The sequence below is a fragment of the Micromonospora sp. WMMD736 genome (assembly GCF_049179015.1).
Taxonomy (GTDB): Bacteria; Actinomycetota; Actinomycetes; order Mycobacteriales; family Micromonosporaceae; genus Micromonospora.
On the sequence record NZ_JBMHMI010000001.1, the window covers coordinates 799,831 to 823,579 of the forward strand.

Annotated in this window: 22 protein-coding genes; 15 read left to right on the forward strand and 7 right to left on the reverse strand. The window is 72.9% G+C overall.

Features of this window, described 5'->3' with window-relative positions; genetic code table 11:
- Window positions 1-13: 13 nt before the first annotated feature.
- Window positions 14-550 (reverse strand): hypothetical protein, encoded by a 537-nt coding sequence (locus ACN269_RS03455; RefSeq protein ID WP_421470972.1) that lies wholly within the window; start codon window positions 548-550, stop codon window positions 14-16.
- Entirely contained in the window at window positions 547-1,377 is an 831-nt protein-coding gene (locus ACN269_RS03460) for an Asp23/Gls24 family envelope stress response protein (RefSeq protein WP_421470973.1), read from the reverse strand. The genes ACN269_RS03455 and ACN269_RS03460 overlap by 4 nt, the downstream gene beginning before the upstream one ends.
- Window positions 1,378-1,603: 226 nt before the next feature.
- Between ACN269_RS03460 and ACN269_RS03465 the strand changes: the two genes are divergently transcribed.
- From ACN269_RS03465 to ACN269_RS03475, 3 genes are all read left to right on the forward strand, one after another.
- Window positions 1,604-3,217 carry an Ig-like domain-containing protein gene (locus ACN269_RS03465; protein ID WP_421470974.1) on the forward strand — a complete coding sequence of 538 codons (1,614 nt, stop codon included), beginning with the start codon at window positions 1,604-1,606 and terminating at the stop codon, window positions 3,215-3,217.
- 107 nt (window positions 3,218-3,324) lie between these two features.
- Window positions 3,325-4,191 carry a hypothetical protein gene (locus tag ACN269_RS03470; RefSeq protein WP_421470975.1) on the forward strand — a complete coding sequence of 289 codons (867 nt, stop codon included), beginning with the start codon at window positions 3,325-3,327 and terminating at the stop codon, window positions 4,189-4,191.
- A gap of 292 nt (window positions 4,192-4,483) precedes the next feature.
- Window positions 4,484-5,743: a hypothetical protein gene (locus tag ACN269_RS03475; RefSeq protein WP_421470976.1), complete on the forward strand. Its 1,260-nt coding sequence runs from the start codon at window positions 4,484-4,486 to the stop codon at window positions 5,741-5,743.
- A 67-nt stretch (window positions 5,744-5,810) separates the two neighbouring features.
- On the opposite strand, the gene ACN269_RS03480 is transcribed toward ACN269_RS03475, so the two are convergent.
- Both ACN269_RS03480 and ACN269_RS03485 read right to left on the reverse strand, forming a co-directional pair.
- A complete protein-coding gene (locus tag ACN269_RS03480) occupies window positions 5,811-6,158 on the reverse strand; it encodes an Lsr2 family protein (RefSeq protein ID WP_396797971.1) in 348 nt (115 codons plus the stop codon).
- A 155-nt stretch (window positions 6,159-6,313) separates the two neighbouring features.
- The gene (locus ACN269_RS03485) at window positions 6,314-6,922 is read right to left on the reverse strand and encodes a response regulator (protein ID WP_421470977.1); all 609 of its coding nucleotides are present in this window, start codon (window positions 6,920-6,922) and stop codon (window positions 6,314-6,316) included.
- Window positions 6,923-7,020: 98 nt separating this feature from the next.
- Here ACN269_RS03485 and ACN269_RS03490 point away from each other — a divergent pair, with 98 nt between their 5' ends.
- The 5 genes from ACN269_RS03490 to ACN269_RS03510 all read left to right on the forward strand — a co-directional run bounded on the left by ACN269_RS03490 (window position 7,021) and on the right by ACN269_RS03510 (window position 11,959).
- The gene (locus tag ACN269_RS03490; RefSeq protein ID WP_421470978.1) at window positions 7,021-7,752 is read left to right on the forward strand and encodes a sensor histidine kinase; all 732 of its coding nucleotides are present in this window, start codon (window positions 7,021-7,023) and stop codon (window positions 7,750-7,752) included.
- Between the two features lie 85 nt (window positions 7,753-7,837).
- Window positions 7,838-8,707, forward strand: a complete 870-nt coding sequence (locus ACN269_RS03495) for a manganese catalase family protein (RefSeq protein ID WP_421470979.1) — start codon at window positions 7,838-7,840, stop codon at window positions 8,705-8,707.
- A 76-nt stretch (window positions 8,708-8,783) separates the two neighbouring features.
- On the forward strand, window positions 8,784-9,065 hold the full coding sequence (locus tag ACN269_RS03500) for a hypothetical protein (protein WP_421470980.1): 282 nt from the start codon (window positions 8,784-8,786) through the stop codon (window positions 9,063-9,065).
- A gap of 38 nt (window positions 9,066-9,103) precedes the next feature.
- Window positions 9,104-11,434, forward strand: a complete 2,331-nt coding sequence (gene lon, locus ACN269_RS03505) for an endopeptidase La (RefSeq protein ID WP_421470981.1) — start codon at window positions 9,104-9,106, stop codon at window positions 11,432-11,434.
- A 120-nt stretch (window positions 11,435-11,554) separates the two neighbouring features.
- Window positions 11,555-11,959, forward strand: a complete 405-nt coding sequence (locus tag ACN269_RS03510) for a DoxX family protein (RefSeq protein WP_421470982.1) — start codon at window positions 11,555-11,557, stop codon at window positions 11,957-11,959.
- Between the two features lie 48 nt (window positions 11,960-12,007).
- On the opposite strand, the gene ACN269_RS03515 is transcribed toward ACN269_RS03510, so the two are convergent.
- A complete protein-coding gene (locus ACN269_RS03515; protein WP_421470983.1) occupies window positions 12,008-13,729 on the reverse strand; it encodes a DEAD/DEAH box helicase in 1,722 nt (573 codons plus the stop codon).
- Window positions 13,730-13,920: 191 nt separating this feature from the next.
- Between ACN269_RS03515 and ACN269_RS03520 the strand changes: the two genes are divergently transcribed.
- From ACN269_RS03520 to ACN269_RS03535, 4 genes are all read left to right on the forward strand, one after another.
- Complete coding sequence (locus ACN269_RS03520; protein ID WP_421470984.1) at window positions 13,921-14,430, forward strand: 2'-5' RNA ligase family protein; 510 nt, start codon at window positions 13,921-13,923, stop codon at window positions 14,428-14,430.
- 198 nt (window positions 14,431-14,628) lie between these two features.
- Window positions 14,629-15,585: a DUF5715 family protein gene (locus tag ACN269_RS03525; RefSeq protein ID WP_421470985.1), complete on the forward strand. Its 957-nt coding sequence runs from the start codon at window positions 14,629-14,631 to the stop codon at window positions 15,583-15,585.
- Between the two features lie 4 nt (window positions 15,586-15,589).
- Window positions 15,590-17,191: an asparagine synthetase B family protein gene (locus ACN269_RS03530; RefSeq protein WP_421470986.1), complete on the forward strand. Its 1,602-nt coding sequence runs from the start codon at window positions 15,590-15,592 to the stop codon at window positions 17,189-17,191.
- Window positions 17,192-17,244: 53 nt separating this feature from the next.
- Entirely contained in the window at window positions 17,245-18,072 is an 828-nt protein-coding gene (locus tag ACN269_RS03535; protein ID WP_421470987.1) for a MerR family transcriptional regulator, read from the forward strand.
- 19 nt (window positions 18,073-18,091) lie between these two features.
- Here ACN269_RS03535 and ACN269_RS03540 read toward each other — a convergent pair whose 3' ends face one another.
- Window positions 18,092-19,318 (reverse strand): SLC13 family permease, encoded by a 1,227-nt coding sequence (locus ACN269_RS03540; RefSeq protein ID WP_421470988.1) that lies wholly within the window; start codon window positions 19,316-19,318, stop codon window positions 18,092-18,094.
- Window positions 19,319-19,443: 125 nt separating this feature from the next.
- Entirely contained in the window at window positions 19,444-20,898 is a 1,455-nt protein-coding gene (locus ACN269_RS03545; protein ID WP_421470989.1) for an LVIVD repeat-containing protein, read from the reverse strand.
- 140 nt (window positions 20,899-21,038) lie between these two features.
- Here ACN269_RS03545 and ACN269_RS03550 point away from each other — a divergent pair, with 140 nt between their 5' ends.
- Genes ACN269_RS03550 through ACN269_RS03560 form a run of 3 tightly spaced genes read left to right on the forward strand, consistent with a single transcriptional unit; the run spans window position 21,039 to window position 23,630 of the window.
- On the forward strand, window positions 21,039-21,740 hold the full coding sequence (locus ACN269_RS03550; protein WP_421470990.1) for a DUF305 domain-containing protein: 702 nt from the start codon (window positions 21,039-21,041) through the stop codon (window positions 21,738-21,740).
- 22 nt (window positions 21,741-21,762) lie between these two features.
- Window positions 21,763-22,968 carry a sensor histidine kinase gene (locus ACN269_RS03555; protein WP_421470991.1) on the forward strand — a complete coding sequence of 402 codons (1,206 nt, stop codon included), beginning with the start codon at window positions 21,763-21,765 and terminating at the stop codon, window positions 22,966-22,968.
- On the forward strand, window positions 22,965-23,630 hold the full coding sequence (locus ACN269_RS03560; protein ID WP_421470992.1) for a response regulator: 666 nt from the start codon (window positions 22,965-22,967) through the stop codon (window positions 23,628-23,630). The genes ACN269_RS03555 and ACN269_RS03560 overlap by 4 nt, the downstream gene beginning before the upstream one ends.
- The last annotated feature ends 119 nt before the right edge of the window (window positions 23,631-23,749 follow it).

Genomic DNA, 23,749 nt, shown 5'->3' on the forward strand with positions numbered 1-23,749 from the left:
GCGGACGCTCGGCTCACGGCCGGTCCGGCTCGATCCGGGCCGTCATGTCGAGGTGCGCCGGCCGGCAGTCGGCCGTCGTGGCGAACCGGCGCACGGCGGCGTGGACGTGCGCGCGGACCGTCGCGGCGTGGGCGTCGCCGGCCAGGTCCACGTGCACCCACACGTCGGGTCGTGGTGGCGGACCGGTGAGCACCACTCGGGCCCGGCGCACGCCGGCCGCGCCGACCAGGTCACGTTCCAGGGCGCGGACGAGCACGTCGCTGGCGAGGCGGGTGCGCCCGGGTCGGACGCCCGGTCGGGTCAGCATGCCTCGCAGGGCCGGGTCGGGCCGGCGTACCGACCGGTGCAGCAGGCGCTGGCCGGCGACGGCGGTCAGCAGCCCGGCGACCGCCGCCGCCAGGGTGCTCCACGGTGTCGCGAGCCGCCACGCGTCGAGCAGTCCGGCGCCGAGCAGGACCGGGTCGGCGTCGACCGCCAGGGCGGTCGCCCCACCGACCACCAGCAGCAGCCCGATGACCGTCCACAGCAGGCGGTGTGCGGCGTCGGTCATGCCGGCGGCCCACCGGGTAGCAGCCGGAGATCGACGCGGTCGACGCCCGGTGCGGCGAGGTGGCGCAGCTCCTGCCGCACGGCGAACTCGACCTCGGCGCGGGCCGCCGGGTCGCCGGTGGTGCGCAGCCGGGGTCGCCACCGGTCGCCGTCGCGACGGACGCGCACCCTCGTCCGGCGTACGCCGGGCACGGTGTCCACGGCGTCGGTCAGTCGACGTTCCACGCACCGCCGGTACAGGTGCCAGCCGTCACGCTTGTCGACGCGCAGGCGCACCGGCGTCCAGCGCCGGAGTTGCGTGGCCAGGACGACGAGGCCCAGTCCGACGGCCAGGCCGGCGGCCGTCCGGACGCTCGGATCGTGCCAGCGGGTGGTGGTCAGCGTGTCGTACCAGCCGGAACGCAGGAGCAGCGACGTCGGGCGGCCCACCGCGGCCAGCAGTGCCTGCGCGGCCAGCAGGACGCCGCCGACCAGCAGCGCGACGGCCAGCAGCGCCGACGCCACCCGGTTGACGGTCGCCGTGGTCACCTCTCGTGGCGCGGGGGCGGGACGCGGGGCGTCCGAACCCGAGCCGGGCAGCACGAGATCCCGCACCGTGATCGTCACCGCGGCCACGGCGTGCCCGGTGTCGGCGTGCACCTGCCTGGCGACGGCCCGGCGGACGGCGTCGGCCACGGCGGGCACGCGGAGGCCGTACTCGGTGACGAGGTCGAGGTCGAGGCCCACCGACCGGTCGTCCAGGCGGACAGTGACCGGGCGGACGTCGCGGACGCCCGGCACCCGGCGGGCCGCGTCGGCCGCGATCCGCCCGAGCTGTTGACGCGACATGCTCCGACCTCCCCGCCGGTCCGCCATCCGACCTCGCTGGATACACCCGGGCAGGTCCCCTGGAACCCGAACGAGCTGTGATCCAGCTCACACGCTTTGCCTGGATGCTGGTCCCGTGCCGCCCCTGGCGGGTCTCTGCAACGTTGTAGAGGGCGGCTCCGGCCTTGACGCCCGACGTCGGCCGGGCCACGATTCCAGTGACGAATATCGATGACGGGGGTCGTTGATGAGGAATCGGGTCATCCCGCTGGCCGCCGTGGCGCTCGTCGCCGTCACCGGTGCTCTCGCCGTGGTCCTCCCGGCCTCCGCCGCCAGCGGGTGCGCGGCGCAGCTCCTGGTCAACTCCAGGTACCCGTCGATGCTGCGCGGCGAAATCCGGGTGCACAGTGTCGGTCAGCCGCTCGCGGAGTGGACGCTGCGGTTCCCGCTGCGCTACCCGACCGAGCAGATCAAGAACGTCGACGGCGTGCGCTGGGAGCAACACGGCGGGGAGGTCACGATCCGTAACCTGCCCGGTGTCACGCTGCCGGCCGACCAGACGGTGCCCTTTAGGTACGTCATGACGCACGGGGTCCGGACCGGCGAGCCACAGGACTTCACGCTCAACGGCGTCACCTGCTCGCCCGTCGCGCCCGCGCCACCGCCCCCGTCGACCCCACCGCCGACGTCGCCGAGTCCGCAGCCGACCGGGCCGCCCAGCCCCACCCCCGACCCGAACCGACCGTCCGTGCGGATCACCACCCCGCAGAATGGTGACCACTACTTCGCCCCGGCCACCGTCAGCGTGGCCGCCGCCGCCACGGCCGCACCCGGGCGACAGATCACCCGCGTCGAGTTCTTCGGCCGGAGCGCCGGGTCGGACACCATCTCGCTCGGCACCGACACGACCGCGCCGTACACCGCCCAGTGGCGTGACCTACCGGCCGGCTCCTACACCGTGTACGCCCAGGCGTACGACGACCAGGGCGCTACGCGGACCAGCAACGAGAGCATCTCGGTACGCGTGTTGACACCGGGCGAGGAGCGGCAGGCCCCGTACGTCAGCGTGGTGCGCGACCAGCTCTGGGGCATCTCCCCGGTCATCGACACGGCGGCGCCCCGACGCCTGACGCCGCTCGTGCGCACCGGCGCGGAGGCCCGTTGCGTGCAGGGGCGCGGCATCTGGGACGGCCCCGTCGACGCCAGCGCCGTGGCGGGACTGGTCGCCCGCGGCGTCCGGGCGGCGTACCTTCCGCTCAACGAGGCCTGCTGGCTCGGCCTGCCGTACGTCGATGCCCGCTACGGCGGCGAGCGGTACCGGCAGGCGGTCGTGGCGTACACGCAACGCCTGACGGCCGCCGGCATCACCCCCATCGTCGCGCTGGCCTGGAGCCACGGCCGCTACACCGGGCCGGGGGCGGCCTGCCGGGACGAACGTGCCGTCTGCGCCAAGCCGATGCCCGACGCCGCGTACGCCCTCGACTTCTGGCGGAGCGTCGGTCTGACCCTCGGCACCGAGGCGGTGGTGTACGACCTGTTCGCGGCCCCGTACCCGGATCGGGTCATCGCCGACCCGGAGCTGGCCTGGACGTGCTGGCGCTGGGGTGACCAGTCGTGCGCCGCGCTCGGCTATCCGACGGTCGGTACGCAGCTGCTGCTGGCCGCGCTCCGGACCGGATCCCCCGGTGTGGCGCTCGTCAGTGGCCTGGGCGGCGGCACCGACCTGTCCCGGTGGGCCGAGTACCAGCCGGAGGACATGGTCCACAACGTCGCGGCGGCCTGGCGGCCGGCCGTACCCGGGGACTGTCGCCCGCCGAGCCTGGCGCAGGCCCCGGTCGTCGCCACGGCGGTCTGCCGGTAGCGGCCCGGCAGCGGCACTCCGGCGGCCGAGCGGGCCGCGCCACCGGGGCGGGTGATCGACCGCCTAGACTCGGCGCGGTTCGACCGACCGGCGGATGGATCAGGCAGATGACGAGCAGCGACGACCGTGGCTGGCTGCGGGCGTTGCCCGCCGATGGTGGACGCGACGCGCTGTTCAGCCGCGCCGGCCACCGGGTGTACGGGCCGCGTCGGCTCAGCGAGCTGGTGCAGGGACGCCCGCCCGGGGTCACCGGCAGCCAGTGGGGCTCGGCCAGCCGGACCGCGTTCGACCTGGTGGTCTGCGCACCCGACACGCACCGGCCGCTGGTCGCCGTGACCATCGGACCGGTTCCGCTGCCCGGGTCGGCCGAGCAGCGTGCCGAGCGGCTCACCGACGCGGTGGGCGCGGCCGTCGGCCTGCCCATGCTCCGCGTCGGGTCGCCGACGCTGCGGGCCGCCGAGCACGGCCGCCGTCTGATCGAGTACGTGCTGGACGCGCGCGCCTACGCGGCGGGCGGCACCGGGGACGAGCCCGCCCCGGTGGGGTTCCGCGACATCCTCGGCCGGCTCCCGGACGGGCGGACCGGCCCGGTGAACGACCTCGGCGCGTTGGCGCGGGCCGCGGCCGTCGAGGCGTACGTGGCCGGGCAGCTCGCCGACCCGATCGTGCGCGGGCTGCACGTGCGCTGGATCGAGGGTCCGGCGCAGGGGTGGAGCTGGGTCCAGCCACGCCTGGACAGCTGCCTCGTCGAACGGGTGTCGATCACCGCTCAGCGCTTCTCCTGCGGTGTCGACGAGGCCCGCCTGGCCGAGGACCTCGCGACCGTCGCGGTCGGTGAACGGCTGCGCGCCGGCCGCTCGGACGGCGCGGATCTGCTCGCGCGCGCGGACCTCACCGTGGAGATCGCCGAGCTGAGTCGCCGCCGCGACGAGCTGGTGGGTGCTTTCGCCTTTGACCACCTCTGCGTGGACTGACCGGCGACTTTCCGCTGCTGAACCCCGCTCCGTCCCCGATCCGTTCGGGTGCGGAGCATTTTTCTGTGTGTCGGTTGAACCTTCGCCGCCGCCGTCCCGTACTCCTGCGCGAATGAAGAGGATCTCCCCAACCGCGTCGACCGGGCGCGGGCGACGGTGCGGAAAGGGCATCGTCGGCCATCGACACGTTACCGGGTAGGTCGCGGTGGCCGCCGCCATGGCGTGCCATCTCACATCCGTCGGTCCGCCGAGGGCAGGAATCCACTACCGGATCGAGAAGGAGAGCAATTCGATGCGCAGGTCCACTCGGGCGCGCCGGTCACCCGGCATCGCGCGGAGCAAGCGTCTGCTGGCCGTTGTCGGCACGCTGGTGGTCTTCGGTGGAGTAGTCGCCGTCACCCAGATTTCGTCGGCCCAGGACCGGCGGACGAACAAGCCGCGGCCCGCCGCAGGGCAATGCGTGGAACCGAGCCCCGGCTCGACCGCGCCGAGCGGCACCTCGACCAGCCGTACGTGGCAGAACGGTCGGTGGGTGCGTAACCACTGGGGTGATGGTCAGGAGTCGGTCGCGGAGTGCGAGGACGGCAAGGACGGCACGGTCGGCACCGGCTCGGCCATCGCCTGTCCGGATGTGGCGTCCAAGCTGCCGCAGGTGCCGGAGCGGGCGCGTGCCGAGGTCGACCGTAACCTCGCCCAGTTGCAGAGCCAGATCGCCGAGGCCGACCGCCGGCTCGCGGCCGAGGGCAACAAGGGTCAGGGGTTCATCAACAACGCGATTCTGCGGCCGTTGGCCGACAAGCGTAAGGCGGTCCTGGACCGCATCACGACCGCCATCGACCGGGTCGGACCGCGTCCACAGGGTCTGGCGCAACTCGCCCAGTGCCAGGTGCAGCCGACCGGCAGCAACAACGGTGGCGGCAACAATGGCGGGAACACCGGCGGTGGCAACAACAACGGTGGCGGCAACAACAACGGCGGGAACAACGGCGGTAACGCCCCCGGCGCGGGCCTCGGCGTCCTGGCCAACAACTGTGACGAGAGCAGGTTGGAGCCGCACAACGGTTTCCAGCTCGGCAACCGCTGTGTGAGCACCGAGTTCGGTGAGGTCGGCGCCGCCGCCAACAACCCGTCGCTGCTGATCACCCAGTTCCCGCAGCAGGTCGGCCGTAACCAGCCCTTCACTCTGCGGGTCAGCACCAAGAACCTGGTCCGGGACCGGTTCCTGGCAGCCGGCCAGGGGGGCTACTACGTGGAGAGCTCGCTGCTCAACGACCAGGGCCTGGTCCGGGGTCACTTCCACACCGCCTGCCGGATGCTGGACAGCCTGACCGCGCCGCCCGAGCCGCAGGAGGTGCCGGCGTTCTTCGTCGCCACCGAGGACGGTCGCGGTGGCGCCCAGCCGGACGACGTGACCATCCAGATCCCGGGTCTGCCGGAGTCGGGCACCGCGCAGTGCTCGGTCTGGGCCGGTGACGGTTCGCACCGTCTGCCCATGATGGAGCGGGCGAACCAGACCCCGGCGTTCGACTCGATCCGCGTCACCGTCAACTGACCGGTCGACCGCGCACACAGCGACGGGGTCCCGCCGTTCTGGCGGGACCCCGTCGCTGTGCCGCGTGTCAGCGGTTCTTGTACGCCTCGACGACCTCGACCGGGATCCGGCCCCGCTCGGAAATCTTGTAGCCGTTCTTGACGGCCCATTCCCGGATCGCGCGGTTCTGCTCGCGGTCCATTCCGGCGCCGGTCGGTCGCCCCGGCCGCCGAACTGTCCGGGTGTTCTCCGCCGGCCCTCGGCCGATCCGCCGACCCGCATTGATGTATGGGTCCAGGGCCTTACGCAGGACACCCGCATTCTCGTCCGAGACGTCGATGGTGTACGCGACGCCGTCCAGACTGAACTCGACCGTCCGATCGGCCTTCCCGCCGTCGAGGTCGTCGGTCAGCACCGTGATTACTTTTCTCGCCATTGCCGATTACTCCCTGTGTGTGGCGGGATGTGTCCAAAGTCTGACCCACCACCCGGGGAATCCGCAACAATATGCGTCCCATTCATTTCGGCGCGTCGCGATTGAGCGCCGCACAAAACAGCGAACCGGCTGTAATCGCAGGTGTCGGTGCGGTGTCAATCGGTGAGCAGGCCGGCGCACCCGGCCACCGCCGCCGCCTCCGCCCGGTTGGTCACCCGCAGCTTGCGGAGCAGCGCGGCGGTCATTCGTTTCACCGTCCGTTCCGACACGTGCAGTTCCTCGGCGATGTCGACGGTGCTGCGCCCGGCGGCGATGGCCCGCAGCAGGCGGCGCTCCTCGGTGTCGAGGTCGACGGACGCCGTCCGGGCGGGTCCGAGCAGGGCGCGCAGCAGTTCCGCCGGCAGGACCGCCCAGCCGTCGAGGATGGCCAGCAGCGGCGGTAGCAGCTCCTCCGGCTCACTGGTCTTCGGCAGGAACCCCTCCGCGCCGGCCCGCAGCGCCTCCAGGGCGGGCGTCGGGTCGGTCGAGCCGGACATGGCGACCACCCGTACCCGGGGCGTGGTCCGCCGGATGGCGGCCACCGCCCGGATCCCGCCGGGTGCTGGCATGTGCAGGTCCACCAGCGCGAGGTCGGGATGGCAACGGCTGATCATGCTGGCCGCCGCGGCGGCGTCCCCGGTCGAGCCGACCACCTCTGCGCGTCCGTCGGTGGTCACCGGAAGCAGCAGCTCCAGGCCACGGACGAACAGGGGATGGTCGTCCACGACGGCGAGTCTGAGGTTGGGGGCGTCCGGCATGTCTGGGCCGTTCCCGAGCGGGTACCGATCATGCGGCTATGCACCGATCGGGGGGAGTCGGATGGATGCGCGTACGCCAGGGGTGGCAGGGCTTGTTGCGAGGATTGCGGCGGACCGGACCCGGATCGGGCAGCCCACCGCCTCCGGCTGTCGACGCCGACCTGCTGCTGCGGGTGTTGTGTCACGAGTTCCGTACCCCGGTCAGTTCGTTGACCTCGCTGACGCGGGCGCTGGCCGATGATCACCGGCCGCTGACCGGCGCGGACCGGCGGGCGGTCAGCGCGTTGGCCCGCGACCAGGCCGTCCACCTGCAGGGCCTGCTGCGCGACGCGACGACCGGCGCCGGCGCGCTGACGCCGGCCGCCGGACCGGAGGCGACCGTGCCCCTGGCGGGCCTCCTGCGCGAGGCCGCCGCGCTGGTGCCGGCCGGTCGGCGGCGGGTGCGTGCCACCCGACGGGCGGCCGCCTGGCCGGTACCGGCCGGTCGCACCCGGCAGGTGCTGGTGAACCTGGTGGAGAACGCGCTGCGGCACGGGCCGGCCGGTGGGCACGTCGGGCTCTACGCCGCGCTGAGCGGCCCCGGCGTGAGCATCGTGGTCACCGACGAGGGGCGGGTGGACGAGGGTCTGCTGGTGGCGCTGCGCCGTCCGGCGCCGGTGGTCGGGATGTCCGGGCTGGGGCTGTGGATCGTGCGGCACCTGGTGGCAGTGGACGGGGGAGCACTGCGGGCGCACCGGTTGCGCCCGCGCGGCGTGGCGCTGGAGGTGCTGCTGCCGGTGGTCCGCCCGCTGCGCTGACCCGCGCGGGACACGGGTTGGCCCGGCCGGGTCAGGCGGATGGGAATCGTCCTTGGTGCCAGCATCCCGGTACCGAGGAGGTCGCATGTTCAGCCACGTCAAGGACCTGCAGTTCGAGGCGAAGCCGGACGCCCCGGACGCCGCGTTCGCCCGCCGTCTGCAGGAGGTGCTGGGCGGCAAGTGGGGCGAGATGACCGTCGCCAACCAGTACCTCTTCCAGGGCTGGAACTGCCGACTCCCCGGCAAGTACAAGGACCTGCTGCTCGACGTCGGCACCGAGGAGGTCGGCCACGTCGAGATGATCGTCACGATGATCACCCGGCTGTTGGACAACGCGCCGCTGGCGCTGTCGGAGGCCATCGCGGACAACCCCGGTGGCGGGGCGGTCTACGCCGGATCCAACCCGGCGCACTTCATCCACGGCGGGGGCGGGGCGCTGCCCGTCGACGCCAGCGGGGTGCCCTGGAACGGCTCGTACCTCACCGCGAGCGGCAACCTCCTGGCCGACTTCCAACTCAACGTCACCGCCGAGGCGCAGGGCCGGTTGCAGGTCGCCCGGCTGTTCAACATGACCGACGACCCCGGGGTCAAGCAGATGCTGCGCTTCCTGCTGGCCCGCGACACCATGCACCAGAACATGTGGCTGGCGGCCATCGAGCAGCTCAAGGAGGACGGCCTGGAGGACATGCCGGTGCCGGACGCCTTCCCGGACTCGGCGGAGTTCACCGACGAGTTCGGCTACACCTACCTGGGCTTCTCCTCGGGCACCGACGCCGCCCAGGGGCGTTGGGCGTCCGGGCCCGCGCCGGACGGCAGGGGCGAGTTCCGGTACGACGACAACCCGCGCGCGAACGCACCGGAGCCGGTGCTGCCGCCCGGTGACCCGCGGCTGTACGGCACCAATCCGGGCCTGGCCGGCGGTGTCGTGAACACCGTCAAGAGCAAGCTCACCTGAGGTCGTCCCGTCGGGCCGCACCGTCCCGCACGGGCGGCCCGACGAGATGGCCCACCCAGGAAGCGAGGAGAAGCGCATGTCTGTCGTCACGCCCGACAGCGAGTCCGCAGCGGTCCCGCTGTCGCGTACCCGGGTGAAGTTGGTCGTCTGCACGGTGCTGGCCGCGCTCGCCGTGGGGGTCGGGTTGCCCGCCCGGGTGGTGCTCGCACTGGCACTGACCAGCCTGGCCATCCCCGTCGCCGTGGCGCTGGCCGGGGGCGGCCGGGCGGCGCGGGAGCTGCTGCTGCCGGCTCACCGCCGGGCTCCGGGCAGTGGCCTGGGTCACACGCCGGAACAAGGGGAACGCGTTGTTACTTGAGTCAGACACGCTCAACTCAACGCGATAGCAGGTGTTCGATGGCAACTCTTCCGGTACTTCCCCTGACCGACGCCGTGCTGCTGCCCGGCATGGTCATCCCGGTGACCCTCGACCCGACCACCCAGGCCGCCATCGACGCGGCGCGGGCAACCGGCGACCGCAAGCTGCTGGCCGTCCCGCGTATCGACGGCGAGTACGGTCCGATCGGCGTGGTCGCCACCATCGAGAAGGTCGGCCGGCTCCCCGACGGTGAGCCCGCCGCCGTCGTCCGTGGCCTGTCCCGCGCACGCATCGGCTCCGGCGTTCCCGGTCCCGGTGCCGCGCTCTGGGTCGAGGCGACCGAACTCGACGAGCCCGCTCCCGCCGGCCGCGCCCGGGAACTCGCCCGCGAGTACCGCGCCCTGGTGACCTCCGTGCTCCAGCAGCGGGGCGCCTGGCAGGTCATCGACGCCGTGGAGCGGATGACCGACCTCTCCGAGCTGGCCGACTCGGCCGGCTACGCGCCCTGGCTGACGCTGGAGCAGAAGACCGAACTGCTCGCCGCCCCGGACGTCACCGCCCGGCTGGAGCTGCTGGTCGGCTGGGTGAAGGACTACCTGGCCGAGCAGGAGGTCACCGAGCAGATCAACAGCGATGTCCGCGAGGGCCTGGAGAAGTCGCAGCGGGAGTTCCTGCTGCGCCAGCAACTCGCCGCGATCCGCAAGGAGCTGGGCGAGGACGAGCCGGACGGCTCCGCCGACTACCGCTCCCGGGTGGAGAGCGCCGAACTGCCGGACAAGGTCCGTGAGGCGGCCCTGCGCGAGGTCGGCAAGCTCGAGCGGGCCAGTGACGCCTCCCCGGAGGCGGGCTGGATCCGTACCTGGCTGGACACCGTGCTCGAGATGCCGTGGAGCACGCGTACCCAGGACAACACCGACCTGGCCGCCGCCCGGGCGGTGCTCGACGCCGACCACGCCGGCCTGGCCGACGTGAAGGACCGCATCCTGGAGTACCTGGCCGTGCGCAACCGGCGGGCCGAGCGCAACCTCGGCGTGGTCGGCGGGCGCGGCTCCGGCGCGGTGCTCGCCCTCGCCGGCCCTCCCGGGGTCGGCAAGACCAGCCTCGGCGAGTCCGTCGCCCGGGCGCTCGGGCGCAACTTCGTCCGGGTGTCGCTCGGCGGCGTCCGCGACGAGGCGGAGATCCGCGGTCACCGGCGCACCTACGTGGGCGCGCTGCCCGGCCGGATCGTCCGCGCCCTGCGCGAGGCCGGCTCGATGAACCCGGTCGTGCTCCTCGACGAGGTGGACAAGCTGGCCGCCGGCTACGCCGGTGACCCGGCCGCCGCCCTGCTGGAGGTGCTCGACCCGGCCCAGAACCACACCTTCCGGGACCACTACCTGGAGGTCGACCTGGACCTGTCCGACGTGCTGTTCCTCGCCACCGCGAACGTGGTGGAGTCCATCCCCGGCCCGCTGCTGGACCGGATGGAGCTGGTCATGCTGGACGGGTACACCGAGGACGAGAAGGTCTCCATCGCCCGCGACCACCTGCTGCCCCGGCAGCGGGAGCGGGCCGGGTTGACCGCCGACGAGGTGACCGTCGCCGACGAGGCGCTCGCGCTGATCGCGGGGGAGTACACCCGCGAGGCCGGTGTCCGGCAGCTCGAACGGGCCCTGGCCAAGATCCTGCGCAAGGTGACGGTGACGCTGGCGACCGACCCGTCGTCGGTACGCGTCGACACCGACAACCTCGCCGGCTACCTGGGGCGGCCGAAGTTCACCCCGGAGTCGGCCGAGCGTACGGCGGTTCCCGGTGTCGCCACCGGGCTCGCGGTGACCGGCGCCGGCGGCGACGTCCTCTTCATCGAGGCGACGAGCATGGAGGGCGAGCCGGGGCTGACCCTGACCGGCCAGCTCGGCGACGTGATGAAGGAGTCGGCGCAGATCGCGCTGTCGTACCTGCGCTCCAACGGGCGACGGCTCGGCATCGACCCGAACGCCCTGGCCGGACGGCGGATCCACGTCCACTTCCCGGCGGGCGCGGTGCCCAAGGACGGCCCGAGCGCCGGCATCACCATGGTGACGGCCCTGGCGTCGCTGGTCACCGGCCGCCCGGTGCGTCCCGAGTTCGGGATGACCGGTGAGGTGACCCTCTCCGGTCGGGTGCTGCCGATCGGCGGGGTGAAGCAGAAGCTGCTCGCCGCCCACCGGGCCGGCCTCACCGAGGTGATCATCCCGGCGCGCAACGAGCCGGACCTGGACGACCTGCCGGCCGAGGTGCGCGAGGCGCTGACCGTGCACACCCTGGCCGACGTGGCCGACGTGCTCGCCCTGGCGCTGCGCCCGGCCGACGTCCCGGCGCTGGACGGACCGGCGCTCTTCACGGTCTGACGCTCCACATCGATGACCCCCGCCGTCCCCGTGACGGCGGGGGTCATCGACGTCCGTACTGTCTCGCGGTGACGCTCCCGCGCACCCTCCGCCGCGAGGCGGTTCCCCCGGAGGTAACCCGTGAACCTGCTGCTCTGGGTCATCCAGATCCTGCTCGCCGTCGTCTTCGCCGGCGCCGGCCTGGCGAAGCTGACCCAACCCAAGGACAAGCTGCGCGACATGATGCGGTGGGTGGACCCGGTCCCGCCGTCACAGGTCAAGGCCCTCGGCGCGGTCGAGCTGGCGGCCGCCCTCGGGCTCGTGCTGCCCCCGCTCACCGGCATCGCCGCCGTGCTCACGCCGCTGGCGGCGGTCGGGCTGGTCATCGTCATGATCGGCGGCATCCTCGTGCACCTGCGCGACCGGAAGAGGCGCGACACGGCGGCCGAGCGTCGGCTGGAGATCCAGGGCGCGATCACCTGCGCGGTGCTGCTCGTCCTCGCCGCCGTGGTGGCGTGGGGACGCTTCGGCCCGTACTCCTTCTGAAAGGCCCGTCGGCGACCGCCGTAACCCGGCGGTCGCCGACGGCTCAGCTCAGCGCTCGTCGCGTCCGCGGTCGCGGCGCACGGTCGCCTTGCGGCCCTTGATGGTGCTCTGCCGCAGCCCGGAAATCACCTCGTCGGCGACGCCCTGCGGCACCTCGACCAGGGAGAACCGGTCGGCGATCTCGATCGAGCCGATGTCCCGGCCACGGATGCCGGTCTCGCCGGTGATGGCACCGACCAGGTCCTGGGGGCGTACGCCCGCCCGCCGGCCCAGGCCGACGAAGACCTGGACGGTGTTGCCGCCGCCGGAGCGCGGCCGGCCGCCACCGCGTCGGTCGCCGCCCCGCCCGCCGAAATCCGGCCGACCCTCGCGCGGGGCACGGACCGGAACCTGCGGGATCTCCTCCTCGTCGTCGGAGCCCGGCGACGTCACCTCGTGGGCCAGCTTCACCGCGGCGAGGGCGACCTCCATCAGGTCGAACTCGTCGGTCAGCGTCTCCACGATCACCCGGTACGGGTCGAGGTCGTCCTCCAGCAGACTCTCGCGCAGCGCCGCCTGGGTCAGCTCCAACCGGCGGGTCCGCATGTCCGCCACGGTCGGGATCTTGTCGATGGTGATCCGCTGGCCGGTCACCCGTTCGATGGTCTTGAGCATCCGGTGCTCGCGCGGCTCGGCGAGGGTGATCGCCACGCCCTCGCGTCCGGCCCGGCCCACCCGGCCGATGCGGTGCACGTACGACTCGGGCGCCGACGGCACGTCGTAGTTGACGACGTGGGTGAGCTGTTCGACGTCCAGCCCACGGGCCGCCACGTCGGTCGCCACCAGCAGATCCGCCGTGCCGGCGCGCAGCCGGCCCATCACCCGGTCCCGCTGTTCCTGGCTCATCCCGCCGTGCAGCGCCTCGGAGCGGTAACCCCGGCCGTTCATCGTCTCGGTGAGCCGGTCCACCTCCTCGCGGCTGCGGCAGAACACGATCGCCGCCGTGGGCGACTCCACGTCCAGGACCCGGCCCAGCGCGGCCGGCTTGTGCGCGCGGGTCACGATGTACGCGCTCTGCCGCACCCGGGGCGCCTCGCCCGCCACCGGCTGCTCGCGGCCGATCTCGATGCGCACCGGCTCGGTCAGGTGCTGGCGGGCCATCCCGTCGATCCGCGACGGCATGGTGGCCGAGAAGAGCACCGTCTGCCGCTCGGCGGGCGCGTGCTCCAGGATCGCCTCGATGTCCTCGGCGAAGCCCATGTCGAGCATCTCGTCGGCCTCGTCCAGCACCACGGTGGCCAGGCCGCTCAGCCGCAGGGTGCCCCGGGCGATGTGGTCCAGCGCGCGCCCGGGGGTGGCCACCACCACGTCGACGCCGCTGTCCAGCGCCCGTAACTGTCGGCCGATCGGCTGCCCGCCGTAGATCGGCAGCACCCGCGCGCCCAGGTCCTTGCCGTAGCGGTGGAACGCCTCGGACACCTGCACCGCCAACTCCCGGGTCGGCACCAGCACCAGCGCCACCGGGTCCCCGCCGTCGCGGTGCGCCGGCATCCGGTGCAGCAGCGGCAGCGCGAACGCCGCCGTCTTGCCGGTGCCGGTGGCGGCCTGACCCAGCAGGTCCCGACCCTCGATCAGCGGTGGGATGGCCTCCCGCTGGATGGGGGTCGGCTCCTCGTAACCGAGGGCGGACAACGCGCCCAGCAGTTCGGCGCGCAGCCCCAGGTCCGTGAACGCGGTCACCTCGGGGTCGCTGGCGGTCGGTGCGTCGTGCTGTGCAGGTGCGGAACTCATGTGCCAAGCCTTTCATCACCCCGTCGGGGCCGCTGCGCCGACCGGCACAACACCGCACGCGACCATCCAGGCGCCCTGGTGATCGAGAGGTTCGGGTCAGGAATCGTGGTCATCCTGACGCGAACCTCTTGATCACCTCCGGTCGGGCGGTCGCTCGGCGGGGGCGGCGGTCGTCGGGCTAGCGTTTCTGGGTGCGTACGGTGGAACTGGTCTGCTCGCCCGGGTTGGACGCCGCGATCCGGACGGCCTGGACGCGGTTGGCCGCCGCCGGGTTGCCGAGCCTGGCCCGCAACATCCATCCGACGAACCGGCCCCACCTGACGCTGGCGGCCGTGGACGAGTTTCCGTCCGGTGTCGAGCGGCAACTGGCCGACCTGTTCGACGCCGCGTTGCCGCTGCCGGTCACCCTCGACCGGGTCGTCGTCCTGGACGGCAGCGCCCCGCTGGTCTGGCTCGTCCGACCCACGCCGGCGTTGACGGCGCTGCACGCGGCCGTCTGGGAGGCCCTGGACCGGGCCGACGGGCATCGTCCCTGGCACGCCCCGGGAGCGTGGGTGCCGCACCTCAGCCTGGCGCTGCGGTTCCGCGACGCGGACCTGCGGATGGCCCGTGCCGTGACCGGTGGGCAGCGCCCGACCGGCGCGTTCGAGGGGGCACGCAGCTACGACGGTACGGATCGGACCGTCACCCCGCTCCGATGACGTCATCGGCGCTGTCGAAGCTGCTTCCGCGATCCGTGGCTGCTGTTCCGGGCCGCGCTGGGGTCCCGCCGACCCCCGATGGGTCGTCGCGTCCGTTCGGGGGTAAATCGGAAGATAGTTCGGTCTGCGCCGGTCTCGGTGATTACGGTGTTTTCAGGGCGATTCACTCAGCGCCGTGACCGGAGAAGGGACCCCGTCATGCGAGTGCCCAGCCGTAGTCCGGGGCAGCAGCCCTCGCCCACCGCGCCACCTCGCCGCCGACCCTCCGGCATCGCCGCACGCCGCCTGCCCAGCACCGCCCCCGACCTCGTCGCCTACCGGGCGGCCGTGGCCGACCTGCTCGTCGAGGTGGGGGCCCTGGCCGATGCCACCAGCACCCGGGCACGTCAGGTACTGATCGACGAGCGGCTGCGCGAACCGGCCCTGGCCGCCGTGCTCGACGCCACCCCGCAGGGCCTGCTCGGCGCGCGCGAGACGCTGCTGCTGGAGATGGCCCGCTACCAGCCGAACGAGCGCACCTCGGCCCGCGACCTCACCGCGCTGGTCCGGATCTACCTGCTCTCCCGCATCGACGTGCTGTGGTGGCAGGACGCCCCCGTGTTCCGCACCGACGAGCAGGTCAACGGCAGCGCCGAACTCGTCGACCTGGAGTGGCTGCGCCGCCGGGACCTGCTGCGCTTCCGGTACCAGGAGCAACCGGCGACCGTGCTGGGCCGGGCCGCGCGCGGCCTGCGCCGGCGGCTGCGCCCCGACGCGACCCCGCACACCGCCGGGCTGCTGTTCCGGCGCGCCCGCCGCGAGGTCGTCGCGCTCCTCAACGAACTGGGCCGGGAGTTCGCCGCCGCCGCGCCCGCGGGCACTCCGCCGCTCTGGGTGACGAGCCTCGTCCGCAGCATGGAGCACCAGTACCGGCTGCGCCGCCTGGGCTACGCGGCGATGCTGCCCAGCGGCCACTGCCTCGGCTACTCGGTCGACGTCGAGCTGGCCTGGTTCACCCGGTTCGGTGCGCGCGACGCTCTCGCGGAGCTGCTGCTGGCCCGGCAGGAGGCCGGCGACCTGAACGTGATCGACGAGGGGCAGGCCTGGCACCTGTGCCTCGCGCCCACCGCCCGACGTCGCCTGCGCCGGGCGTACGAAGCCGAGATGGGGGTCTGAGCCCGTGTGCGGCATCGCGCTCAGCCTCGGCCCCGAGGCCGACCCGGCGACGTTCCGGCGGATGCTCGCCGTCCTCGCCCCACGCGGCGAGGTCACCGAGACCCGCTGCGAGACGGGACTGCTCGCCGGCACCCGCCGGCTGCGCGTCGTCGACCGGGACCGGGCCGTGCAGCCCTGGACGTCGACCGACGAGCGGTGGCTGCTCTGCTTCAACGGCGAGATCTTCAACCACCGGGAGCTGCGCGCCCAGCTCACCCGCCTCGGACAGGTGTTCCGCACCGACAGCGACACCGAGGTGCTGTTGGCGGCCTTCCAGCAGTGGGGCGAGTCGGCGGTGACGCGGCTGCGCGGCGAGTACGCCTTCGCGGTCGTCGAACGCGCCACCGGCCGGGCGTACCTGGCCCGCGACCCGCTCGGGGTGAAACCGCTGTACTGGTCCCGGCGGCCGGACTGCCTGCACCTCGCCTCCGAGGTCAAGGCGCTCGTCGGGCACCACGCCCCGGTCAGCGAGGTGCCTCCCGGTCACCACGGCTGGGCGGAGGCGGACGGCCCCGTGCGGCTGCGCCCGTACGTCGACCTGCTCACCATCGGCGAGGGCCTGCCGGTCATCGACGACCCGGACGAGGCCACCCTGCTCGTCCGGGCCGCCCTGACCGACGCCATCCGGATGCGGGTGGAGACCGATCTGACCGTGGGCGTCGTCCTCTCCGGCGGACTGGACAGCTCGTTGACGCTGCGGCAGGTACGCGACATCCACCCGGACTGCGTGGCGGTGACGGTCGGCGTGCCGGACAGCCCCGACGTCGCGTACGCCCGCCGGCTCGCCGCCGACCTCGACGTGCCGCACGTCGTGGTCGAGCTACGCCCGCGCGACATCCGGCTGGCCGACGTCCGCGAGGCCATCCGGATCTCGGAGCTGACCGAGTACGGCGACATCATCAACGCCGTCGTCTCCGTGCCGATCTTCCGGCGGCTGCGGGATCTGGGCGTCAAGGTGGTGCTCACCGGTGACGGCTCCGACGAGCTGTTCGGCGGGTACCCGATGTACCGGCAGGTCGACCCGGTCGCGTCCCGCCGGCTGTTCCTGCACCGGATCCGCAACCTGTGCCGTACCGAGTTGCAGCGGGTGGACCGGACCGCCATGGGGCACGGCGTGGAGGCGCGGGTGCCGTTCCTCGACCTCAGCGTCGTGGAGCTGGCGATGCGCCTGCCCCTGGATCTGAAGGTGCGCGACGGCCAGGAGAAGTGGGTCGTACGGCGGGCGTTCGCCGACCTGCTGCCCGACTACGTCCTGCGGCGGCCGAAGCACCCCATGTCGTACTCCTCCGGGCTGCACGAGCGGGTCCGGCTCTACAAGCCGCTGTTCGCCCGGATGCACCGGTCGTTCGGGTACGACCTGCTGGAGCCGGTCCGGCGCGACTTCGACACCGTGCTGAGCCGGTGCGGCAACGACCTGGACCGGGCCATCGCCGACGGGATGAACCGGCCCGACTACACGGTCCTGGAACACGCCCGCGACCTGGTCGGGGCGGCGAAGTGGAACGCCGCGCCGATGGTCCGCCGGCTCGTCGGACCCCGCCCCTCCCGCCGCTCACCGGTGGGTTGATCCCGCTCGACGCTTGACTCTGACACCGTGTCAGGGACCAGCGTGAGGGGATCATGTTCACCATCGGAGACTTCGCTCGACTGGCCCGCGTGTCGGTGCGGATGCTGCGCCACTACGACAGCATCGGCCTGCTGCACCCGGCAAGCGTCGACCCGCACACCGGCTACCGCTTCTACCGGGCCGAGCAGTTGCGTCGGCTCAACCGGGTGATCGCCCTGAAGGACCTGGGGCTCACCCTGGAGCAGGTGCGGGCGATCGTGGACGAGTCCGTCGACACCGCCGAGCTGCGCGGCATGCTGCGGCTGCGCCGCAGCGAGCTGGCCGCCCGGCTGGCCGCCGACACGGCCCGGCTCGCGGCGGTCGAAGCGAGGCTCCGGATGATCGAAGCGGAGGGTCGGATGACCAACCAGGACGTCGTAATCAAGCAGATCCCGCCGGTACGTGTGGCGGAGCTGACCGCCGTCGCGGCCAGCTACGAGGGCCAGGACATCGGCCCGGTGATCCAGCCGCTCTACCCGGAGCTGTTCGGCCGGCTCGACGCCGCCGGGATCACCCCGTCCGGCCCGAGCATCGCCTGGTACGAACCGGCCGACGACGAGGGCGAGGCCGTGGTGGTGCACGCCGGGGTGAGCGTCGGCGGTGGCGTCGCGGCTGTTCCCGGTGTGACGGTGCGGGACCTGCCGGCGGTCGGGACGGCCGCGACGATCGTGCACCACGGCTCGATGGACGACGCCGACCGGAGCGTCCAGGCGCTGGCCCGATGGATCGAGGACAACGGGTACCGCCCGGACGGGTTCGCCCGCGAGGTCTACCTGGAGTACTGCCAGGACGCCCCGGAGCGCGGCGTGACCGAACTCCAGCTCGCCGTCGAACGAGGCTGATCCTCGCGGCGGTCGGCGCTCAGCTCACCAAGAGCAGCGCGCCGACCGCCGCGAGCGTGCCGACGACGGCGAGCAGGCTGCTGGTCAGCACGAACCGCTTCACCGGCACCGTCACACCGGCAGCCCGGCAGCGTTCGAACCACAGCAGGGTGGCCAGCGACGCCCAGGGCGCGGCCAGCGGGCCGACGTTGGTGCCGATCAGCAGGGCCAGCAGGCGGGTGTGGTCGGCGGGCGGCAGCACCGACTCGCCGGCCAGGTACGCCGGCAGGTTGTTGACCGCGTTCGCCAGCAGCGCGCCGGTGCCGCCGGCCCGCACCGCACCGGCCGCCCCGCCGTCGGCGCCCACCAGGCGGGCCACCAGGTCGTCCAGCCCGTGCCGGCCGAGGGTCTGCACCACCAGGAAGAGGCCGACCACGAAGAGCAGCAGCCGTACCGGCACCAGGGCGGGCCGCAACGTCGCGGGGGAGCGGACCACGAAGCCGACCAGCACCAGCGCGAGGGCGACGCTGGAGGCGAGCCCGATCTCCACCCCGGCGAGGATGCCGGCGACGAAGAGCAGGCAGCCGGCGAGCGCGGTGCGGTGCAGCACCGGATCGGCCGGCACCTGCGGGGCCGGTGGGACGAAGCGTCCGCCGTCCGGTCGTTCCCGCCGCCACCAGGCGTACCAGAGCAGTGCCATGGTGACCGTCACGGCGGCGAGCTGCGGCAGCGCCATGCGCTCGGCGTACGCCAGGGGGGTGAGGCCGACCCGGTCGGCGGCCAGCAGGTTCGTCAGGTTCGACACCGGCAGCAGCAGGCTGGCGGTGTTCGCCAGCCAGACCGTGGTGACCGCGAGCGGCCCGGCCGGGACGCGCAGGCTGCGGGCCAGGGCGAGCAGTACCGGGGTGAGCAGCACGGCGGTGGTGTCGAGGTTGAGTACGAGGGTGGTCACCGTGGCCAGGCCGCCGCAGAGCAGGAACAGCGCGGCCCAGCGGCCCCGGGAGGCGATGGCCAGCCGGCTGGCGAGCACGTCGAAGACGCCCGCGACGGCGGTCAGCTCGGCCAGCACGATCACGGTGCCGAGGAAGAGCAGCAGCGGCAGGATGCGGTGCAGGGTGGCCGTGGTCTCGGCGCGGGGCAGCAGCCCGGTCAGCGCGCAGACCGCGCCGGCCACCGCGAGGACGACCGCCACCAGGTCGAGCGGGTGGGGACGCCAGCGCGCGGTCGGCTCGGGCGGGGCCGGCGGTGCGCCGGCGGCGGACTTCACAGGTGACCACGTTGACACAGCGTGCGGTCCGGCGCGCGTCAACCCCCTGCCCGGGTGACCAGGCCCACCGGACGCGGCCGGGCCCGGCCCCCTGAACGGGGGCCGGGCCCGGGTCGAGCGTCGTTCTACCAGCTCAGGTAGCCGGGCTGGGTCTGCACGTTCAGCTCGGGGAACCGGGTCAGGTGCGCCGACCAGGTCCGCCAGTCGTTCAGCTCCAGGACGTCCAGACCCTTCTGGATGTCGTTGGAGTAGATGTTGCCGTTGTAGTAGTACGTCGACCAGGCGCCGCCGGTGAGGGCCTGGGTGGTGGACAGCGGGCCGCGCTCCCAGTAGGCGATCTCCTTGGGGTGGCGCGAGTCGGTGAAGTCCCAGACCGAGATGCCGCCCTGGTACCAGGCCTGCACCATGATGTCCCGCCCGAGCACCGGGATCAGCGAGCCGTTGTGTGCCACGCAGTTCTCGGTGTCGCCGTTGGTCCGGGGGATCTTGTAGTAGCTGCGGAACTCCAGCTTCCGGGCGTTGCCGCGGCCGGTGATGTCGTAGACGGCGTCCGCCCCGCGGTCGGGACCGACGGTCTCGTTGCAGGTGGCCGCGCCGCCGCCGCCCAGCTCGTCGGTGAAGACGACCTTGGTGCCGGCGTTGTTGAAGGTGGCCGAGTGCCAGAACGCGAAGTTCACCGTGTCCCGGACCCGCGTGATCACCTTGGGCGCTTCGCGGTTCTTGATGTCGAGCAGGATGCCGTCACCCATGCAGGCGCCGGCGGCGATGTCCTTCGCCGGGTACGCGGTGATGTCGTGGCAGCCGGTGGTCGCCGAGCCGGTCTCGCTGCCCGGGAAACCACCGTCCGGGAAGAGGTTCGGCGTCGAGATGACGGCGGCCTGGGTCGGCTTCTTCACCGGCACCTTGACGATGGAGATGGAGTCGTGCGGCGGCTGGCAGTCGGGGAACTCGGCCCGCGGGCTGTACGACGAGACGTACAGGTAGACGTTCTTGCGGTCCTTGCCCGGCACCAGCGTGTGGGTGTGCGACCCGCAGGCGGTCTCGACGGACTTGATGTAGCGCGGGTTGGCCTTGTCGCTGATGTCGAAGACCTTGATGCCCTCCCACGACTCCTTCACCGAGGCCGGCTGCGCGACGCTGGCGCACGAGTCGTCGCTGCGGGACGAGTCGGTGGAGAGGAACAGCAGGTCGCCGTAGACGGAGATGTCGTTCTGCGAGCCCGGGCAGTTGACCTGCGCCTTGATCGTGGGCGCGCTGGGCCGGGAGATGTCGTAGATGACGAACCCGTTGTAGTTGCCGGCGAAGGCGTACCTGCCCTGGAACGCCATGTCGCTGTTGAGCGCGGCCGTCGTGTCGAACGGCGCCTGCTTGGGGAGGTTGGCGATCTGCCGCAGGTTGGGGCTGCTGCGGATCTCGTCGACGCCCGGAATGTCGCTGGCGGCGGCCGCTGGTGCCGCAGCGGGTGCGGCCTCCTGCGCGCTGCTCGGCGTCGCCAGGGCGACGCTGGTCAGCAGCAGGCCGGTCGCGGCCAGACTGACGATGCGGAGTTGTCGGAGCCGTGCGGTGGCCAACTTGATCATTGGCGGCGCCCTTCGAAAGGGGGGATGACGTTGTCGGTACCTTACCGAGCCTCGGAGATCATCGATGTGAGCTGGGTCACATATGTGCGGACTCTTCAATGGATAGGATCGCTGCGACCTCGACCTCAGGGGAGTGTGGCATGACTGTCCGACGTGGTCGGTTACTCGCCGTCGTCATAGCGGCGGCCATCGTCGCGGCAATGGTGGTGCTGGCCGTCCGCGCCGCCGGTGAACCCGACCGGCCGGCCGCCGCACCCGCATCGGCGGCGCCCACGCCGACGGCGACCGGCCCGACCGGTCCACCACCGCCGCCGGTCCTCGTGCCCGGCCGCCCGGGGGAGCCGGCCGTCGCCCGGTCCGCGCACGAGCTGCGCGACGACAGCCCACCCCGCTACAACGGACTGGACACCGTCTACGTCCAGATGATGATCCCGCACCACCAGCAGGCGCTGGAGATGAGCGCCCTCGCGGTGGACCACGCGGCCGATCCCCGGATCCGCGCGTACGCCGACCGGATCCGCGCCGGTCAGGGCCCGGAGATCAAGGTATTGCGCGGCTGGCTCTCCACCCGGGGGCTGCCCGAGACGACGCCCGGCCACGACCACGCCGGCATGCGCGGCATGCAGTCCCCCGAGGCGATGCGGCGACTGGGCGCGGCCCGGGGCGTCGAGTTCGACCGGCTCTTCATCACGATGATGACCGACCACCACCAGGGCGCCGTGACCATGGCCACCGACCTGCTGTCGGTCGGGCTCGACGCGACCCTCAACGAACTCGCCACCTCACTCGCCACCGAGCAGGCCATCGAGATCAACCGCCTGCGCGAGCTGACGCCGCCCTGACCGTCGCCGACCCGTACGCTGGGTGACCGTGAGACGCACGCTGTTCGGCCGCCCCCTGCGCGGCGTCGCCTTCGACGTGGCCGTCTCCGCTGTGGTGGCGTTCGTCGGTTTCACCGCGGCGGTGTCCCACCCCGGCGGCTGGGCCGCCACCGGCGTCGGCCTGGGCATGGCGGTGGCGCTGCTGTTCCGCCGTACCCACCCGAGCGCGGTGACCGTCGTCGTGGCGGCGCTCGCCCTGGTCCAGGTGATCGCCCGGTGGGGTCCGCTCGCCTTCGACGTCGCCGTCCTGATCGCGCTCTACAGCGTCGTGAAGTACGGTCGGCGGCTGCGCGACGGCGTACTGGCCGGCGCGGTCGCCGCCGTGGGCGTGCTGCTCGCCGCCGCGCAGACCCCGGGCGTCGTCATGTGGTGGGTGACCGCGCTCTGGTACGCGCTGGTCACCGGTGCGGTCTGGCTCGTCGCGCTGAACGTGCGGACCCGCCGCCTCTACGTGCTGAGCCTCGAGGAGCGCGCCGCCACCCTCGAACGGGAGCGGGAAGCCGAGTCCCGGGCGGCGGTCGCCGAGGAGCGCACCCGGATCGCCCGCGAGCTGCACGACGTCGTGGCGCACAGCATGGCGGTGATGATCGTCCAGGCGGACGGGGCCCGCTTCATGCTCGACCGTGACCCCGAGCAGGCGCGCGCCGCCGTGAAGGTGGTCGCCGACACCGGCCGCTCCGCGCTGGAGGAGATGCGCCGGCTCGTCGGGGTCCTGCGCGACGCGGGCCCCGCCGGGGCGGACGTCGTGGCCGCCGACCCGGAGCACCGCCGGTTGGCCCTGGCCGAGCTGCCCGACCTGCTGGCCCGCTTCCGCGACGCCGGGCTGCGCGTTCGGGACACCGTCACCGGCGAGCCACCCGCCCTGCCGCCGGGCCTGGAGCTGACCGTCTACCGCGTGGTGCAGGAGGCGCTGACCAACGCGCTCAAGCACGCCGGCGTCGGCGCCACCGTGGACGCGCGGATGACGTACGCCGCCGACGCCGTCGAGGTCCGGGTCGTCGACGACGGCCGAGGCCGCCCGGTGGTCAGCCCGGCGCCATCCGGCGGTCACGGTCTGCTGGGCATGCGCGAGCGCGTGACGGTGTACGACGGCAGCCTCACCGCCGGTCCCCGGCCGACCGGGGGCTGGCAGGTGGTGGTACGGCTCCCGCTACCGTCGGAGCCCTCAGCGGAGGTGATCGCGGCATGACTGTCCGGGTGGTGATCGTGGACGACCAGGCGCTGGTGCGCGCCGGGTTCAGGATGGTGCTGGACTCGCAGCCCGACCTGGCGGTGGTCGGGGAGGCCATCGACGGCGCGGACGCCCTGCGGGTGCTGGCCCGCACCGAGGCGGACGTGGTGGTGATGGACATCCGGATGCCGACCATGGACGGGGTGGAGGCCACCCGTCGGATCTGCGCCGACCGGCCGTCCGGTCCGCCCCGGGTGCTGGTGCTGACCACCTTCGACACCGAGGCCGACGCGTTCGCCGCGCTGCGGGCCGGCGCGAGCGGCTTCCTGCTCAAGAACGTGCCACCGGAGGAACTGCTGGACGCGATCCGCGTGGTCGCGCGGGGCGACTCGGTGGTCGCCCCGTCGATCACGCGGCGGCTGCTGGACCGCTTCGCCGGCCAGCTCGGCGTCACCCCGACCGCCGACCCCCGGCTGGCGCAGCTCACCGAGCGGGAGCGGGAGGTCCTGTTGCTGGTCGCCCAGGGGCTGTCCAACGCCGAGATCGCCGCCAAGGCGCACGTGGCCGAGGCGACGGTGAAGACCCACGTCGGACGGATCCTGGCGAAGCTGCACCTGCGCGACCGGGTGCAGGCGGTCGTGCTGGCGTACGAGAGCGGCCTGGTCACACCCGGGCGCTGACCCGCCGTACGACCTCGGTCGTACGGCCGGCGCGTCCGTGCGCCACCTGCGGCGTACCCCGGTCGAGAGCGCAGGTGGAGATCGATCCGGCCGGACCGGCCATAGCGTTCCAGGGGTCC

Excerpts from the sequence above, each read along its gene's own strand:
- ACN269_RS03515 (WP_421470983.1), bottom strand. The coding sequence starts at position 13,729 with ATGAGTTCCGCACCTGCACAGCACGACGCACCGACCGCCAGCGACCCC.
- ACN269_RS03460 (WP_421470973.1), bottom strand. The coding sequence starts at position 1,377 with ATGTCGCGTCAACAGCTCGGGCGGATCGCGGCCGACGCGGCCCGCCGG.
- ACN269_RS03550 (WP_421470990.1), top strand. The coding sequence starts at position 21,039 with ATGACTGTCCGACGTGGTCGGTTACTCGCCGTCGTCATAGCGGCGGCC.
- ACN269_RS03535 (WP_421470987.1), top strand. The coding sequence starts at position 17,245 with ATGTTCACCATCGGAGACTTCGCTCGACTGGCCCGCGTGTCGGTGCGG.
- ACN269_RS03545 (WP_421470989.1), bottom strand. The coding sequence starts at position 20,898 with ATGATCAAGTTGGCCACCGCACGGCTCCGACAACTCCGCATCGTCAGT.
- ACN269_RS03560 (WP_421470992.1), top strand. The coding sequence starts at position 22,965 with ATGACTGTCCGGGTGGTGATCGTGGACGACCAGGCGCTGGTGCGCGCC.
- ACN269_RS03480 (WP_396797971.1), bottom strand. The coding sequence starts at position 6,158 with ATGGCGAGAAAAGTAATCACGGTGCTGACCGACGACCTCGACGGCGGG.
- ACN269_RS03470 (WP_421470975.1), top strand. The coding sequence starts at position 3,325 with ATGACGAGCAGCGACGACCGTGGCTGGCTGCGGGCGTTGCCCGCCGAT.
- ACN269_RS03475 (WP_421470976.1), top strand. The coding sequence starts at position 4,484 with ATGCGCAGGTCCACTCGGGCGCGCCGGTCACCCGGCATCGCGCGGAGC.
- ACN269_RS03455 (WP_421470972.1), bottom strand. The coding sequence starts at position 550 with ATGACCGACGCCGCACACCGCCTGCTGTGGACGGTCATCGGGCTGCTG.
- ACN269_RS03490 (WP_421470978.1), top strand. The coding sequence starts at position 7,021 with ATGCGCGTACGCCAGGGGTGGCAGGGCTTGTTGCGAGGATTGCGGCGG.
- lon (WP_421470981.1), top strand. The coding sequence starts at position 9,104 with ATGGCAACTCTTCCGGTACTTCCCCTGACCGACGCCGTGCTGCTGCCC.
- ACN269_RS03500 (WP_421470980.1), top strand. The coding sequence starts at position 8,784 with ATGTCTGTCGTCACGCCCGACAGCGAGTCCGCAGCGGTCCCGCTGTCG.
- ACN269_RS03465 (WP_421470974.1), top strand. The coding sequence starts at position 1,604 with ATGAGGAATCGGGTCATCCCGCTGGCCGCCGTGGCGCTCGTCGCCGTC.
- ACN269_RS03525 (WP_421470985.1), top strand. The coding sequence starts at position 14,629 with ATGCGAGTGCCCAGCCGTAGTCCGGGGCAGCAGCCCTCGCCCACCGCG.
- ACN269_RS03495 (WP_421470979.1), top strand. The coding sequence starts at position 7,838 with ATGTTCAGCCACGTCAAGGACCTGCAGTTCGAGGCGAAGCCGGACGCC.